We start from the raw sequence: 16,228 nt of genomic DNA, 5'->3' as shown, positions 1-16,228 counted from the left end.
GTAATGTGGCCGGGGTGTCTGCGCTTGCTGCCCTCGACGACTGGCCCGTGGAGAATGCCGCCGGGGCGGTGATCACCGCCGCCGGTGACATCACCGTCCACGGTGACGTCGACCGTCGATACCAACTCGCCTCGGTCACCAAACTGCTGGTGGCCGAGGCGGTTCTGGTTGCGGTTGAAGAAGGGGCGATCGACCTCGACGACCCCGCCGGTCCGCCCGGGTCGACCGTCGCCCACCTACTCGCCCACGCATCCGGGCTCGCCTTCGCCACCCGCGACGTCGAGGCGCCGGTCGGCACCGCGCGCATCTACTCCAGCGCCGGATTCGAGGTCGTCGCCGAGACCGTCGAGCAGGCCGCCGACATCGCCTTCCCCGACTACCTCGCCGGGGCCGTGTGTGAGCCCCTGGAACTGACCGGTACGGCGCTCGAGGGTCCGGCCGGGCACGGCGCGGTCTCCACCGTCCGCGACCTCGCCGCCTTCGCCGCCGAACTGCTCGCGCCGACCATCCTCTCGGCCGACCTCGCGGCCCGCGCGACGACGGTCAACTTCCCGGGACTGGACGGATTCGTCCCCGGCTACGGCAAGCATCGACCCAACGACTGGGGCCTCGGGTTCGAGATCCGGGGCCGCAAGTCACCGCACTGGACCGGCACCACCAACTCGCCGTCGACCTTCGGGCACTTCGGCCAGGCCGGCACGTTCCTCTGGGTGGACCCGGAACTGGGTGCCGCCTGTGTGGTGCTCACCGACCGCCGATTCGGCCCCTGGGCCAAAACCCTGTGGGCGGGTTTCAATGACAGCGTGGTCGCCGAGCTCGCCACGAGGCGGTAGCCACCCCGGCGGGGACACGAGGGCGGGGACGTCGCGGGAAGCGTCGGCAGGGGCGTCCACCGGGCCGGATCTCTGGAGCATCGTGAATCACTGTTATCTCATCGGATGACAGAAATTGACACAAGAAACTGGCGCAACACGTGCATCGTCAGGCACAATCGAACCAACGTATGTGATATCCGGTGTCCCGAGGTGTGTTGGGGAAGACGTTCCTCGTCGACAACCGGAGGTGAAAAGGTGCGCAATCTGAACCAGTTTGCGGACGTGACAACGGGAGTGGTGTACATCCACTCGGCGCCGGTGGCGCTGTGCCCACATGTGGAGTGGGCTCTGTCGTCGACCCTGAACGCGCGAGCGAATCTCAAGTGGTCGGCGCAGGACGCCGAACCGGGGATGCAGCGTGCCACGGTGGACTGGACCGGCCCGGTCGGTACCGCGGCCCGGCTGGTCAACGCGCTGCGCGAGTGGTCCGGGCTGCGCTTCGAGGTCACCGAGAACGCCAGTGACGGCGTCGACGGCGAACGATTCTGCTATGTGCCCGGGCTGGGCTTGTGGCGCGGATCGATGGGCGCCAACGGCGACGTGATCGTGGGGGAGGCCCAACTGCGCGCGATGCTGGACTCGCAGCCCGACAGTGCCGGGCTGGCCGCCGAGATCGAGGCCGTGCTGGGCACCGCCTGGGACACCGCGCTGGAGGACTATCGGATGGGCGGCTATGGCGCCGAGGCCACCTGGCTGCAGCAGCGCGTGGGCTGAGCACCGCGTATCGCGCCGCGCCGGCGACACCACACGCCGACAAGGGCACCGCGATCGCGGTGCCCTTGTCGGTGTGTTCTGCGTTTGTATGCTGTGTCGTCCGACCGCGGGTCAGTAGCGCCCGAAGGCGAGCGCCACGTTGTGACCGCCGAAACCGAACGAGTTGTTGATCGCGTAGTCGATCTGCCCGCGGCGCGGCTCTCCGTGCACGACGTCGATCTCGCACTCCGGATCCTGGTTCTCCAGGTTCAGCGTGGCGGGGATGATGCTCTCCTCCACCGCCTTGATGGTCAGAACCGACTCCAGTGCGCCGACCGCACCGATCGAGTGGCCCAGCGCCGACTTCGGTGCGTACACCGCGGCGTGGTCACCGATCGCAGCCTTGATCCCGACGGCCTCGGCGGTGTCGCCGATGGGGGTCGAGGTGGCATGTGCGTTGACGTGGGTGATGTCGTTCTTCGTCAGGCCGGCCGTCTGGAGCGCGCGGGTCATGGCCCGTGCGTTGCCCTGACCACTGGGGTCCGGGGCGACCAGGTGGAAGCCGTCGGAGGTGATACCGGCACCGAGCACGCGGGCGTGGATGTGTGCGCCACGTGCAACGGCGTGCTCCTCGCGCTCGAGGATCAGCATCGCTGCCGCCTCGCCGAACACGAAGCCGTCCCGATCCTTGTCGAACGGACGCGAGGCGGCTGCCGGATCGTCGTTGCGTGTGCTCATCGCCCGCATCATGGAGAACGCCGCGATCGGAATCGCATCGATGTGCCCCTCGACGCCGCCGGTGACGACCATGTCGGCGTCACCCATGACGATGTGCCGCCACGCGTGGGCGATGGCCTCGGCACCCGACGAGCACGCCGAGACCGGCGTGATCACACCGGCGCGCGCGCCGATGTTGAGCCCGACCACCGCGGCCGGACCGTTGGGCATGGCCATCGAGACGGCCAGCGGGGAGACCTTCCGGTAGTTGCCGGAGGACTCCATCGCCTTGACCGCGTCGATCATCGCGTCGCCGCCGCCCTGGCCGGTGCCCAGGACCACCGCGAGGCGGTCCGGGTCGACCTCGGGCTCGCCCGCATGCGCCCACAGGCGCTTGCTCATGACGTGCGCGATTCGTTCGACGTAGGCCATCCGACGTGCCTCGACGCGGGTGACCTCCTCGGCGGGGTCGGCCAGGAGACGACCACCGACACGGCACGGCAACTCGCCGTACTTGGTGACGAAGTCGTCGGTCAGCTCGCGGATGCCCGTCTTACCGTCGAGCAGCCCCTGCCAGGTCGAGTCGAGATCGACGCCGAGGGAGGTGGTCGCGACCATGGAGGTGACCACCACGCTCGGGAAGTTCCCGCCCAGCGTGGAGTATTCGCGGAGGGACGGCGAGCTCACGAGTTCTGATCTGCCTCGATCTGCGCCTTGATGGCGGCAGCGGCCTCGGGGTTCTCTGCCTCGAGCTTCTGGATGTAGTTCACCGCGTCACCGACGGTGCGCAGGCCGGCGAGATCCTCGTCCGGGATCTTCACGCCGTACTTGTCCTCGGTCTGCACGGCGATCTCGACCATCGACAGCGAGTCGATGTCGAGGTCGTCGACGAACGACTTGTCCATCGTCACCTCGGACGGCTCGATGCCGGTGACCTCTTCGATGATCTCGGCGATACCGGCAATGAGTTGTTCCTGGGTGGCAGCCACTGGGTGGTTCCCTTCTTCCGATTCAGTTGGGTGGTTCTCCGGAGCGGGTGGGGCGCCGGGGCGCTCAGGTCCGCTTGGACATCCGGCCGGTGGCCGGACTTCCGGGGGTCGCGGACGGGCCGCGACCGCTATCCAAGTTCGATGACCTTCTCGAGGTCGTTCGGGGTCTTCCAGGCCACCGTGGGGGTGCCCTTCAGCTCTCGCTTGGCGATCCCGGCCAGCGCACCGGCCGGCGGCAGCTCGACGATCGCGGCGACGCCCGCCTCGCGCATGTGCGCCGAGCACAGGTCCCACCGGACCGGGCTGGTGACCTGGGTGACCAGCTTCGACAGCGCCTCGGCGCCGTCGGCGACCGGACGCCCGTCGGAGTTCGACAGCAGCGTGCGGGTGGGGGTGCCGGGCGTGATCTTGGCTGCTGCGGCTGCGACCGCGTCCTGCGCGGGGGCCATGTAGCGGGTGTGGAAGGCGCCGGCCACCGCGAGCTTGCGGGTGCGGGCCTTCTCCGGCGGGTTGGCGACCAGCTCGTCGATGGCGGCAACCGGACCCGCGGCGACGATCTGGCCGACGGCGTTGCGATTGGCCGGGACCAGCGCGAGCTCGTCGAGGCGTGCGAGGACCTCGGCCTCGTCGCCACCGAGCACCGCTGCCATGGTGGTGGCCTCCTGGGCGCACGCCTTGGCCATCTCGGCGCCGCGGATGGCGGCCAGGGCGACGGCCTCGTCGGCGCTGATCACCTCGGTGATGGCGGCGGCGGCCAACTCACCCACCGAGTGGCCCGCGACGACCGCGTCGGCGGGCAGCTCGCCCCGCTTGCGGTACTCGTCGTAGGCGAGAAGAGCGGTCGCGACGACCAGCGGCTGGGTGACCGCGGTGTCGGTGATCTCCTCGGCGGTGGCGGTGGTACCCAGCCGGATCAGGTCGAGCCGGGTGAGCTTCGACCACAACTCGAGCTGATCACGGACGCCGGGCAGTTCCAGCCAAGGCGTCAGCATGCCGGGGGTCTGTGAGCCCTGTCCGGGCGCGAGCATCGAAAGCACGTGACCAGAGAACACCCTCCGGGCCCGAAAAGTGGGTGTGGAGGTCAATGAACCTCACCGGACGGATTTGTAGGGTTCCTACAAAGGTAACCGCGGCGCCACCCGCATCGTCATCACTCCGAGATTCGTTACACAACCGTGTCCATAAGGCCTCTGCCAGCGAAAACAGTATATCTGTGATGTTACTGGTGGGTTCTATGGGGCGGATGGCGACGATTCGTTCTTGAAGCGTGTCAAACGGCCGACGGTCGCCGCGACCCGTAAGACGTACGCGTCACGGGGGTTAGTTGGGTCACGTCCTGTGATTTCTGCAATTTTCTTCAGTCGGTACCGGACGGTATTTGGATGGATATACAGTTCGCGGGCGCACGCCTCGACCGACCCACCACAGTCGAGATACGACTCGAGGGTGTGGTTCAAGGTCGACCCGCCGTGGGTCAGCGGTCGGACGAGTGTGTCGATGAGGGTCGCCGTCGCGGTGGAGTCACCGTTGAGTGCCCGTTCGGGCAACAACTCGAGGCTGTGAACCGGGCGCGGCGCACCCGGCCAGCCCACCACCGCGGTCATCCCCGCCATCGCCTCGGTCGCACTGGCGTGCGCGGCGTTGAGATTGGGCATCGTCGGCCCGATGACCACCGGACCGTCGGCGAAGTGGTTGAGCAGCTCGAGGGTGAACCGATCGGTGGGTCGGATCGGCCCGGACACGATGGTCACCAGGAGGGTGCCCTGGACCACCGACAGCGCCGCCCGGTCGTGTCCCTTCGCCGTGTTGTGGATCGCCAGCGGGACCGAGACGTTCTGCTCGGGTGGGGGAGCGCCGATGATCACCGTCGCCGGGGCGTCGGAATCCCAGTTCAGCGCCGCCGCCCGGGACATCAGCTGCGGACCGCTGTCGCCGCGGACCACGGCGTCGACGACGAGCGACTCGAGGCGGGAGTCCCACGCGCCCCGCGACTCGGCGGCCGAGGCGTAGATGGCGGCAGCGGCGAAGCCGATCTCGCGGCCGTACCGCAACACCGACTCGGTGAGCGCCCGCAGCTGTGCGTCGTTGCGGGCCAGCAGCGGCAACCATTTCTCGAAGAACTCCATCGCCACCCGGACCATCTCGACGGTCTGCAGCAGCGTGATGCGGCGGGCGAGATCCTGGGGGACCACCTGGAATGCCTGCACCGTGAATTTGACGTTGCCCTCGGGATCCTGGATCCACTCGACGAAGTTCACCACCGCGGTCTGCACCACCAGCTGCACGCTGGCACGTTGCGCGGCGTCGAGATCGGCGAAGTAGGGCAGCTGATCCTGCATCGAGTGGATCGCCTCGGTGGCCAGACGGCCGCTGTACTGCTTGACCCGGCGCAGCAGGGTGTCGGGCAACGCATCGTGCACCGTCGCCGGCGCGGGCACATGGGCACCGCGCTCCCCGAAGACGTCGGCCGGTGGTTGGGGCTGGTTCACCCGGGCGTCGGACACCCATCCAATGTAGTCCGCGAGGCGCCCGACCGGCCCCGACACGACGTCGTGGCAGTCCTCACCGACGATCGGTGGGGACTGCCACGAGATGACCGTGAGACGGACAAGCCCATCACACCGGTGCGAACGACCTACGCACTGCCGGTGTCGGCGTAGGACACCGCCGCGGCGTTGACATCGGTGATCTTGTACCGCTCGGCGGCCGCCGCGGCCACCGACGAATCGATGTGCCCGTCGCGGGCCAGGGCGACCAGCACGGCCACCACGATCGACTCGGCGTCGACGTTGAACACGCGGCGTGCGGCCGAACGGGTGTCGGAGAAGCCGAAGCCGTCGGTGCCCAACGTCAGGTAGGTCCCCGGCACGTAGGCCCGGATCTGCTCCTGGACGCCCCGCATGTAGTCGCTGACGCCGACGAACGGACCCGAGGAGCGGCCGAGTACCTCGGTCACGTACGGCGTCCCGGCCGTGGCACCCGGCTCACGGACCGACGCCCGGTCGATCGCCACACCGTCGCGGGCCAGTTCGCTCCAGGAGGTCACCGAGTACACCGATGCGCCGACATTCCACTCATCGGCGAGCAGTTCCTGCGCCCGCAGGGCATCGGGCATGGTCACGCCGGAGACCAGGATGTTGGCCGGGTACTGCTTGTCCGGTGCGGCCGGGCTGAACCGGTAGATGCCCTTGAGCACGCCCTCGACGTCGAGGTCGGCGGGCTCGGCCGGCTGACTGATCGGCTCGTTGTAGACGGTGACGTAATAGAAGACGTTCTCCGGGTCGTCGCCGTACATCCGCTTGAGGCCGTCGGTCACGATGTGACCGAGTTCGTAGGCGAACGCCGGGTCGTAGGCCACCACGCCGGGGTTGGTGGCCGCGAGCAGCGGCGAATGGCCGTCGGCGTGCTGCAGGCCCTCCCCGGTCAGCGTGGTGCGGCCGGCCGTCGCACCGATCACGAACCCGCGGGCCATCTGATCGGCGGCCGCCCAGAAGCTGTCACCGGTGCGCTGGAACCCGAACATCGAATAGAAGATGTAGAGCGGGATCATCGGCTCGTCGTGGGTGGCATACGAGGTGCCGACGGCGGTGAACGACGCCGCGGACCCCGCCTCGTTGATGCCCTCGTGCAGGATCTGACCCTCGCTGCTCTCCTTGTAGGCGAGCATCAGCTCGGCGTCCACCGAGGTGTAGAGCTGACCGTTGCGGTTGTAGATCTTCAGCGTCGGGAACCAGGAGTCCATGCCGAAGGTGCGCGCCTCGTCGGGGATGATCGGCACGATCCGCTTGCCGATCTCCGGATCGCGCAGGAGATCCTTGAAGACCCGGACCAGCGCCATGGTGGTGGCGACCTGCTGCTTGCCCGACCCCTTCGCGGTGGTCTTGAGGGCTTTGCTCACATCCGGGTGCAGCGGCTTGGCGACGGTGCGCCGGACCGGCAGCGAGCCACCGAGGCGCTTGCGGCGATCGAGCATGTACTGGATCTCCGGCGAATCCATCCCGGGGTGGTAGTACGGCGGCAGGTAGGGGTTCTCCTCGAGCTGCGCGTCAGTGATCGGGATGCGGGTGGAGTCGCGGAACGCCTTGAGGTCGTCGAGCGTCAGCTTCTTCATCTGGTGTGTGGCGTTGCGGCCCTCGAAGTGCTTGCCCAGCGTGTAGCCCTTGATGGTGTGGGCCAGGATCACCGTCGGCTGACCCTTGTGGGCCATCGCCGCGGCGTAGGCGGCATGGATCTTGCGGTAGTCGTGGCCACCGCGCTTGAGGTTCCAGATCTCCGCGTCGGTCATGTTCTTCACCAGTTCCTTGGTGCGCGGGTCCCGGTTGAAGAAGTGTTCGCGGACGAAGGCGCCGTCGTTGGCCTTGTAGGTCTGGTAGTCGCCGTCGGGGGTGGAGTTCATCAGGTTGACCAACGCACCGTCGCGGTCGGCGTGCAGCAGCGAGTCCCACTCGCGGCCCCAGACCACCTTGATCACATTCCAGCCGGCGCCGCGGAAGAACGACTCGAGCTCCTGGATGATCTTGCCGTTGCCGCGCACCGGGCCGTCGAGCCGCTGCAGGTTGCAGTTGACCACGAAGGTCAGGTTGTCGAGGCCTTCGGTGGCGGCGAAGCTGGCGAAGCCACGCGACTCGGTCTCGTCCATCTCGCCGTCGCCGAGGAACGCCCACACGTGCTGGTCGGAGGTGTCCTTGATGCCACGGTCGTGCAGGTAGTGATTGAACCGCGCCTGGTAGATCGCGTTCATCGGGCCCAGTCCCATCGACACCGTCGGGAACTGCCAGAACTCGGGCATCAACCGCGGGTGCGGGTACGACGGCAGGCCGCCGCCCGGGCCGGCATGGCTGTGCTCCTGGCGGAAGCCGTCCATCCGCTCCGCGCCGATCCGGCCCTCGAGGAAGGCGCGCGCATAGATGCCGGGGGAGGCGTGACCCTGGATGAAGATCTGGTCTCCGCCGCCGGGATGGTCGATACCGCGGAAGAAGTGGTTGAAGCCGACCTCGTACAACGACGCCGACGACGCGTAGGTGGAGATATGGCCGCCGACGCCCACCCCGGGACGCTGTGCGCGGTGCACCATGATCGCGGCGTTCCAGCGGATGAACTGGCGGAACTGGCGTTCCACGGATTCGTCGCCGGGGAACCACGGTTCGTTCTCGGTGGGGATGGTGTTGACGTAGTCGGTGGACGTCAGCGAGGGGATCGCGACGTTCTGCTCACCGGCGCGTTCGAGCAGGCGCAGCATCAGGTAGCGCGCACGTGCCGGGCCGGCGTGTGCGACGAGCTGGTCGAACGACTGCAGCCATTCGGTGGTCTCGTCTGGGTCGATGTCGGGCAGATACGACGCGACACCCTCGCGGATGACCCGGACGCGGGCGCCGGATGTCGCGGACGGGGCGACGCCGTTGGTGGCGGTCGCGTCGGTGGATTCTGCCTGTTCGGTCACGGTGATGCCTACTCCTCGATCTGGGCCGGCGCGGGGTGGTGCGCGGCGGTCGATGACATGCGGACACGACGCGAGGATGGTGTGCCCGCTCACGTGCCCGCTTCTTATCGTGCCCCATGCGCCGATGGTTGGCATCGGGTGAGTGGCTATTCGGTATCCGCGCGCTGACCTGCGGTAGCGTTCGCTCAGGCGTTACCGGCGAGTAGTGAGGGGTGGCGAGTTGCGGCACCGAGGTGATCTGTCCTGCATTGATGTCCGCTGCGCCGAGGGCCCATGGGTCGGTGGTGCCGGGGCGAGCGGTACCCACCGTGAACCGCCGTCGTCCGCGCGGACCACGCGCGGACGCGGTGTGTCGTTGATCACCCTAGGGATGGCGCTGGTCGCGTCGGTCGTGAGCGGTTGTGCCACCTCGGTGACCGGATCGGGCACGGCGCCGTCGGATCAGCTCGCGCTCTACAGCTCGGAGGTGTCGGTGTCGGCGGCCTCGGCGCACCGGCACGAGGCGACGGTCGCCCTGTGCCGGACGGCGACCTCGTCGATGGTCGTGATGGTCAAGGGATACAACGACTTCCTCGAGGCACTCAACCGATTCCACTCCTATGACAAGGTGGGTGACCTCGATGATCGTGCGCGCGCGGCGCTGATCGCGGGTGCCGACCGGATTCGGGACGCCCGCAATCCGGAGGTCCCGGCCGATCTCACGGCACCGGTGGACACCTTCCTGGGGAGCACGAAGCGGCTCGAGGATGCGATCGGCGCGCACGAACTGACCGGACTCAACCCCATCGCCACCCGGTGGAGCACCGACAAGCAGGCGGTCCTCGACGCGTGCGCCCGGTATCTGCCGCCGCCACCGGGGATCGCGACCCGCACGTCGGCGGTGGTGCCGGTGCCGACCGGGTGATCGGTCGGAGGACAAACCGGGGCATGCCTCGCGATTCGCCGACGTAAACGGGCCGGTGGTGCACTACGCTGTGTGCTACGGCTGACACGGACGTGTCGCCGGACGACGTGAACACAGATCTCAGGAGGTCTCGCGCGGTGGTAGCCGCCTCAGGGGGCATTGGCTCCGACGGCAGCAGTGCACAGAAGCTGGGCTTTGCTCAGGGCATGGTGGTCCAGGAACTCGGCTGGGACGAGGACACCGACGACGATCTGCGGGTCGATATCGAGGATACGATCGACGCGGAGATGGTCGACGAGGACGCCGACGATGTCGTCGACGTGGTGCTGCTGTGGTGGCGCGACGGAGACGGGGATCTGGTCGACCGGCTGATGGATGCGATCGGCCCTCTGGCCGACGATGGATACGTCTGGGTCGTGTCACCCAAGACCGGCAACGACGGGTACGTCGATCCCAGTGAGATCGCCGAGGCCGCGCCGACCGCCGGACTCACCCAGACCACGGTGGTCAGCCTCGGTGATTGGTCGGGTTCACGGCTGGTGCAGCCGAAGTCTCGCACCGCCGGCAAGCGCCCATGACCGTTTCAACGGGTTCGCCCGTCGGTCACCTCCGTGAGGGTGACACCGCTCCCGACTTCGAACTGCGGGATCAGAACAACCAGCGTGTGTCGCTGTCGGCGTTGCGTGATGCCGGACACAAGGTGCTGCTGGTGTTCTTCCCGCTGGCGTTCACCGGGACCTGTCAGGGCGAATTGGGCTACATCCGCGACCATCTGCCGGAGTTCGTCGACGACGACCTGCGGACCGTCGCGATCTCGGTGGGTCCGCCACCGACCCACAAGGTGTGGTCATCGGCGCAGGGCTTCCTGTTCCCGATCCTGTCCGACTTCTGGCCACATGGTGCGGTTGCCGGCGCATACGGGGTGTTCAACGATGCCCGTGGCTACGCCGATCGCGGCACGTTCCTGGTCGACGCGGACGGCACCATCAGGTTCGCCGATGTGATGGAACCCGGTGAGGGACGCTCGGAGAAACTCTGGGAACAGGCACTCGGGGTAGCCCGGGCCTGAGTGATGGGCTGACCCCCGATGGAGGTCTGTCCCGGTCACGTCCGCGTTGCCGGTGTGTGCCGTCGCGTTGTCGTGTCTGCGTCGGTGATCGTCCGCATTGTCGGCGTCGCACCTTTTCAGTGTCCGGTGTGCCGCTTGTGTCGGTGTCTCCGGCGGGTCTTGATCAACTCGTTGCCGTCCTGTGGTTGCGACAGGTGTGACTGGTGTAGTTCAGTGTGACCATTGTGGTTAATGTGCAGTCATCTCATGTCGCCCGTTCCCGCCGCCGACGCCTGCTCGGCCGCCTCACCCTGGGCATGCTCGGCGTGGCCACGGCCGCGTCGGTTGCCGGCATCGGATCGGTCCTCGGTGCCGGGTCATCGTCAGCGACCCCGGTCGACGACCTCCCGGCGGTGATCAACGGCATCGCCAACTCGTCGTCCGACAGCGGGTTACCGGATCTCCGGCTGCAAGATCTGCTGCCGCTGATCCCGGGGCTGCCGTCGGTTCCCGGCCTACCGCGGTCCGAGGACCGTCCGGGTATGTCACGCTGCACCAGTGTGACCCAGGTCGGCGACTCCACCTCGCTCAACGCCGACGTCGCGAGTGCCCTACCGGCCGCCGACGACACCGCCACCGCGCACTATCGCCGGGTCGGGGCCCGCGACGTCCGCGTCGATGCGCTGAGCGGGCGGGCGGTGGTGGACGGTCCGTCACCGGATGCCACCGCGGCCGTCGCATCTCAGCTGGCCGCGGGCCGCCACGGCTGCTGGGTGATCGCGATGGGTGTCAACGACGCCGGCGCGATCTCGTCGGGCAGCTCGGTGAACGCCGACGCACGCATCGATGCGATCATGCGTCAGCTCCAGGGGCAGCCCGTCCTCTGGCCGACCATCGCGTCGTCGAATCCCGCCAACCCGGCGTTCGGGACGGCCGCGATGACCACCTTCAACGACGCGCTGCGGCGTGCGACCACCCGGTACCCGAATCTCGCGGTGTACGACTGGGCGTCGGTGGCCCGGCCGGACATGTTCACCGACGGAATCCACTACACCGCGGCCGCCACCGCACAGCGCAATCGGCGGTTCGCCGATGCGCTGGCCACCGCCTACCCCCACGGTGCGGGAGCGGCGCCGGCCACCCGGCTGGTCGCGGGCTGAGCCGCCGGAGCGATCCCCGGGACCGCCCAGGGGCGGCTCAGATCGGGCAGCGGATGCCCGGGTCACGCTTTCCGGTGACGGCCTGACGCAGCCCCGCGGTCACGGCGTCGGCGTACAGCCAGACTCCTGGCCCCACCGGGTGCACCCCGTCGGAGTTGAGGTCCTCGGGATGCGCCGCGGCGATCTGGCACCACGGCGCGAGGAAGACATTCGGGTGGCGCGGCGCATAACGCAACGCCTGCTGCGCGGCCTGCGGGATGCCGTCGACGGGACCGTAGGGAACCAGCAACACGATCTTGTGTCCCGGGCCGATCTCGGTGAGGATGCGATCGAGCTGGCCGTCGAAGGCCTGACCGTTGGTGCCGAAGCCGAGGACGACATACTTGCGCAGTCGGTTGCTCGCGGCCAGCGACTGGATGACGGTCTCACCGCCGGAGTAGTGGCGGGACACCTCGGCGTCGATGTACATCCCCGGGAAGCGGCTGGTGAGTGCCTGGGACGACGCCAGCATCACCGAGTCCCCGATGCCGGTGATCTCCCGGCCGGTGGGCAACGTCGGCACCGACGAGGCCACCGGTGACGGTGGCGGGGGTGGCGCGGCGTTGGCCTGTTCCTGCAGCCGCGCGAGCTGCTCGAGGTTCTGCTCGAGCTGGGACTTCGCCGGGCTGGTGCCCAGGGCGACCCCCGCGAGCAGACTCACCGCGAGCACGCCTGCGAGCGTGGCGACCGGGATCGCCGGGATTCGGGCGGAGGTGGCCAGTCCGCGCACCACCCCGCGGAAACCCCGGCGTCGGAACGGGGTCTCGATCCAGCGGTACGAGGCCTCCGACACGACCAGTGTGATCGCCGCGGCGATCAGGCCGATCGCCCAGTCCGGCAGGTCCACACCGGAGCCCGCGGTGTCTCCCTGCAGGCCCTGGCGAAGGAACACCACGACCGGCCAATGCCACAGATACAGGCTGAACGATCGTTCGCCGAGCCATCGCAGCACCGGTATCCGCAGCAGCCGCGCCACCGGGCCGATCTCGCGGATCGCGGTGTGCACCGTCATCGCGGTCAGCAGGCACGCCACCAGGAGGCCGCCCTGGTAGGTGAGCGGGTCGGTGTCGGGGAGCAGGAAGACGAGCGCGATGAGCGCCGCAAAGGCCATCGGTGCGACCGTGCGGCTCACCAGCAGTGCGGTGCGGGCGCTGACGCGGCGCGGCCACGAGTCGGCGGCGTCCGGTCCCGGCACGGTGATGAGCAAGGCCAGGGCCGCGCCGGTCAGCAGGCCGAACGAGTGCGTGTCGCTGCCGAAGTACACACGGCTGGGATCGGTGTCGGGGTTGTGGAGCACGATCATCGCGCCGACTGACGCTGCGCCCAGTGCGACGGCCACGCCCGCTGCGATCCGCATCTGGGCGCGACCGCCGAATCGGCGGGTCAGCCACAGGATGGCGATCATGACGAGTGGCCAGATGACGTAGAACTGCTCTTCGATCGCCAGCGACCAGTAGTGCATGAAGATCTGCGGTGTGGTGTCGGCGAAGTAGCTGTGCGACTGGCTGATCTGCACCCAGTTGTTGACGAAGAACAGCGAGCCCAGGAACTGCTGCACCAGCTGCACCGCGACATCACCACCCAGCAGGCCGGCGATCGCCGTGCAGATCACCAGCACGGTGACCGCCGCCGGGAGGATGCGCCGCGCCCGCCGCGTCCAGAACTCCGGTAATGAGATCCGGTGCGTCGCGCCGTACTCACGCACCAGCAGTGAGGTGATCAGGAAGCCGGACAGGACGAAGAAGATGTCGACGCCCAGGTAGCCGCCGCGCATGGTGTCGCCGAAGAAGTGGTAGACGACGACCGCCAGGACGGCGATCCCGCGCAGTCCGTCGAGCGCTCGCGAGCGTCGGATTCGGCCCGGGCCGGGAGGAGTACGGACGGGTCCCGGCCGGGCCGGGGGTGCGATGGGTGCCGCCATCGCCGTTGCGGTGACTTTCTCCGCTGTGACTTTTTCCGCAGGGGAGTCTTCCGCAGGGGAATCTTCCGCAGTCGAATTCGTGGTGGCCGCGGCCGGGGCGGGACTCGATTCGGTCTCGGTATCGGCAGCGGTATCGGCAGCTTCGTCCGGTTCGATGCTGTCGGAATCGATGCTGTCGGAATCGGTGCTGGGGGATCTGTCGGTGTCCGGTCCGGCGCTGTCGGAGGTGGTCTGCTCCGATGGAGTGGTGTCGGTGTCGTCGGTGTCGTCGGTGTCGTCGGCGTCGTCGGTGTCGTCGGCGTCGTCGGTGTCGGACCGGGGAGCCGGCACCGTGACGCGCCGCTGTCGCAGATTCGGGGTGGTGGTCACCGTCGCCGTGGCCGGCGACGGTGTGGCGTCCGTTTCGGGTGCCCTGTCTGTGTCAGGTGCGCCGTCCGTGTCAGGTGCGGTGCCGAGGTCGGTGTCGGTCTCGGCCGCGGGTTCACGCTCGTCGGGGGACTCGGGGGACTCGGGGGTCTCGGGGGTCTCGGGGGACTCGGGGGTCTTGGGGGACTCGGCCTCGGTGGTCCCGGACTGGGTGGTCCCGGACCCGGTGGTGGTGGACCCATCATCCGCGTCGGGGGAGACGTCTGGGCCGTCATCGTCGTCGTGGTGGGGATCGTGATCGTAGTCGTGATCGACGTCGACGGAATCGCCATCGCAGTCGTGGGCATCGCAGTCGTGGGCATCGGAGTCGTGGGCATCGGAGTCGTGGCCATCGAGCCGGCGATCATCGGCATCGTCGTACGCCGGGGTGTCCGGGAGTGGGTCACTCGGGGGGAGCGGCAGCAGATACACCGGTTCGGTGCCCGGCAGATGTGCGACGAGCACTGTGTCCATCGGGAGAAGTGCTGTGTCCACCGGGAGGAGCGCTGTGTCCACCGGGAGATACGTCGGAGGTGATCCCGAGACCAGCGGCGATTCGGCGCCTCCGCCATCGGGATCGGCGGGGTCGGCGCCTTCGCTCCCGGGCACCGAGGCGCCGGACTTCGCAGGGCCGGGCATCACCGGGTCGGCCACCGGATCGTCGGAGAGTGCGGCGACCTCGGCGGCAGCACTCGCGGACCGGGCGGTCAGGTGCCGTTCCTGCGCTGCGGTCAGCCAGCCAAGAACGCGGGTGAACAGGGAGATCAGGGCGGTGAGCAGATGATTCATGAGCGTGTCTGCCGTGGCTCGCGGTGTGATGACGGCGGCGAGACCATGGCGGCGGATCGGTTCCTCGAGGTAGCGCCACGAGAGTGCTGCCAGGAGCACGCTCGTGACGACGGTGATGGTTGCGGTGACGGCGAGATGCTCGGTGTGGACCAGGAACGGCAGGAACGCGAGCACCGGCAGATGCCACAGGTAGATGCCGTAGGCGCGCTCGCCCAGCCAACGTAGGGGCGGCACCGCCAGCAGTGTGGCGACCAGGGTGTCGGGCGCGAGGGCCGCGATCACCACACCGACCGTGGCGACCGCCGGTACGGCCAGGCCCGCCGCGTAGGACCAGTTCGAACCATCACCGGGATGGATGAGCAGCGCGACGATCACTCCCAGTCCGACCAGCGCCAGCACATCGAGTGTGCAGCGCTGGTTGTGGGTGACCGAGTACGCCCGGACCGGCAGCCAGAACGCCAGCGCGGCGCCGAGCAGCAGGGCACCGCACTGCGTGTCCGTGCCCTGAGCCACCCGAACCACGTCGTGGCCGGCGTCGAGCAGTAGCTGCGCCCCGATCATCGATGCCGCGGCGAGGGCGAGCAGCACGGGGGTGATCCGCCCACGGGTCACTGCCAGCAGGGCCGGCAACAGCAGCGGCCAGATCGCAGCGAACTGTGCGTCGATCGCCACCGGCCACAGATGGGCGAACGGTGACGGTCCCCCGGCCGGGGTGGGCGGACCGCCTGCGACCGGATACCAGTTGATCGCACCGAACACCGCCGACAACGCCTGCCAGGCGTTGGCCGTCAGCGCGTTGCGGTCGAGGATCGCGGTCGCCGCCAAGGACACGACGAGTACCGCGACCAGCGCGGGGAGGAGACGTCGGATCCGGCCGGCCCAGAAGCGGGTCACACCGAATCCGCCCGTCGACCGACGTGATTCGAGCAGCAACGACGTGATCAGGAATCCGCTCACCACGAACGTGACCGTCACCCCGAGGGAGCCGCCGGCGAATCCGGGGATCCCGAGGTTGCACGCGACGAGAGCGCCGACAGCAAGAGCGCGCAGACCGTCGAGTGCGGGCAGATACGGCGAATCGGAGTGGATGGGGCGAGGCATGCGGCAGCGAAAGGCTCCGGGTCGAAGGAGATGGGTCCGTGTTCAGCAGTTCTGGGTACAGCTGTTTCTGGGTACAGCGGCTCTGGTAGAGCTCGGGGACGGTCACCGTGGGTCGGTGACACAGCGGCCGGCGACGAAACGGATCGC

The 16,228-nt window shown here is 68.4% G+C and carries 12 protein-coding genes; 6 read left to right on the top strand and 6 right to left on the bottom strand.

The features are described 5' to 3' along the window. Positions 1-5: 5 nt before the first annotated feature. Together ACWDUA_RS05625 and ACWDUA_RS05620 are read left to right on the top strand one after the other, a co-directional pair. A complete protein-coding gene (locus ACWDUA_RS05625) occupies positions 6-833 on the top strand; it encodes a serine hydrolase domain-containing protein (protein ID WP_449750011.1) in 828 nt (275 codons plus the stop codon). A gap of 237 nt (positions 834-1,070) precedes the next feature. Further along, positions 1,071-1,589, top strand: a complete 519-nt coding sequence (locus tag ACWDUA_RS05620) for a DUF3145 domain-containing protein (RefSeq protein ID WP_053777543.1) — start codon at positions 1,071-1,073, stop codon at positions 1,587-1,589. A gap of 111 nt (positions 1,590-1,700) precedes the next feature. Here the strand turns inward: ACWDUA_RS05620 and ACWDUA_RS05615 are convergent, their stop codons facing one another. The 5 genes from ACWDUA_RS05615 to aceE form a co-directional block, all read right to left on the bottom strand. After that, entirely contained in the window at positions 1,701-2,972 is a 1,272-nt protein-coding gene (locus ACWDUA_RS05615) for a KasA/KasB family beta-ketoacyl-ACP synthase (protein ID WP_449750010.1), read from the bottom strand. Continuing rightward, positions 2,969-3,274, bottom strand: coding sequence for a meromycolate extension acyl carrier protein AcpM (gene acpM / locus ACWDUA_RS05610; RefSeq protein WP_059034900.1), 306 nt, complete (start codon positions 3,272-3,274; stop codon positions 2,969-2,971). The genes ACWDUA_RS05615 and acpM overlap by 4 nt, the downstream gene beginning before the upstream one ends. A 128-nt stretch (positions 3,275-3,402) precedes the next feature. Continuing rightward, complete coding sequence (locus ACWDUA_RS05605) at positions 3,403-4,311, bottom strand: ACP S-malonyltransferase (protein ID WP_449750009.1); 909 nt, start codon at positions 4,309-4,311, stop codon at positions 3,403-3,405. A 195-nt stretch (positions 4,312-4,506) separates the two neighbouring features. Further along, positions 4,507-5,778 carry a PucR family transcriptional regulator gene (locus ACWDUA_RS05600; RefSeq protein ID WP_449750008.1) on the bottom strand — a complete coding sequence of 424 codons (1,272 nt, stop codon included), beginning with the start codon at positions 5,776-5,778 and terminating at the stop codon, positions 4,507-4,509. A 131-nt stretch (positions 5,779-5,909) separates the two neighbouring features. Further along, positions 5,910-8,630 carry a pyruvate dehydrogenase (acetyl-transferring), homodimeric type gene (gene aceE, locus ACWDUA_RS05595; RefSeq protein WP_449750047.1) on the bottom strand — a complete coding sequence of 907 codons (2,721 nt, stop codon included), beginning with the start codon at positions 8,628-8,630 and terminating at the stop codon, positions 5,910-5,912. 433 nt (positions 8,631-9,063) lie between these two features. Here aceE and ACWDUA_RS05590 point away from each other — a divergent pair, with 433 nt between their 5' ends. The 4 genes from ACWDUA_RS05590 (at position 9,064) to ACWDUA_RS05575 (ending at position 11,826) form a co-directional block, all read left to right on the top strand. Then, positions 9,064-9,618, top strand: a complete 555-nt coding sequence (locus tag ACWDUA_RS05590; protein ID WP_449750007.1) for a hypothetical protein — start codon at positions 9,064-9,066, stop codon at positions 9,616-9,618. A gap of 137 nt (positions 9,619-9,755) precedes the next feature. Continuing rightward, on the top strand, positions 9,756-10,196 hold the full coding sequence (locus ACWDUA_RS05585) for a DUF3052 domain-containing protein (protein WP_449750006.1): 441 nt from the start codon (positions 9,756-9,758) through the stop codon (positions 10,194-10,196). After that, entirely contained in the window at positions 10,193-10,687 is a 495-nt protein-coding gene (locus tag ACWDUA_RS05580) for a peroxiredoxin (RefSeq protein ID WP_449750005.1), read from the top strand. Before ACWDUA_RS05585 ends, ACWDUA_RS05580 begins: the two co-directional genes overlap by 4 nt. Positions 10,688-10,920: 233 nt before the next feature. Next, positions 10,921-11,826, top strand: coding sequence for an SGNH/GDSL hydrolase family protein (locus tag ACWDUA_RS05575; RefSeq protein WP_449750004.1), 906 nt, complete (start codon positions 10,921-10,923; stop codon positions 11,824-11,826). Positions 11,827-11,863: 37 nt separating this feature from the next. Here ACWDUA_RS05575 and ACWDUA_RS05570 read toward each other — a convergent pair whose 3' ends face one another. Then, complete coding sequence (locus ACWDUA_RS05570; protein ID WP_449750003.1) at positions 11,864-16,081, bottom strand: acyltransferase family protein; 4,218 nt, start codon at positions 16,079-16,081, stop codon at positions 11,864-11,866. Positions 16,082-16,228: the final 147 nt, after the last annotated feature.

It is taken from the genome of Gordonia sp. NPDC003376 (assembly GCF_053589235.1).
The sequence above is the reverse complement of the archived record's forward strand: the minus strand, read 5'-3'. Positions and strand labels throughout refer to the sequence as shown.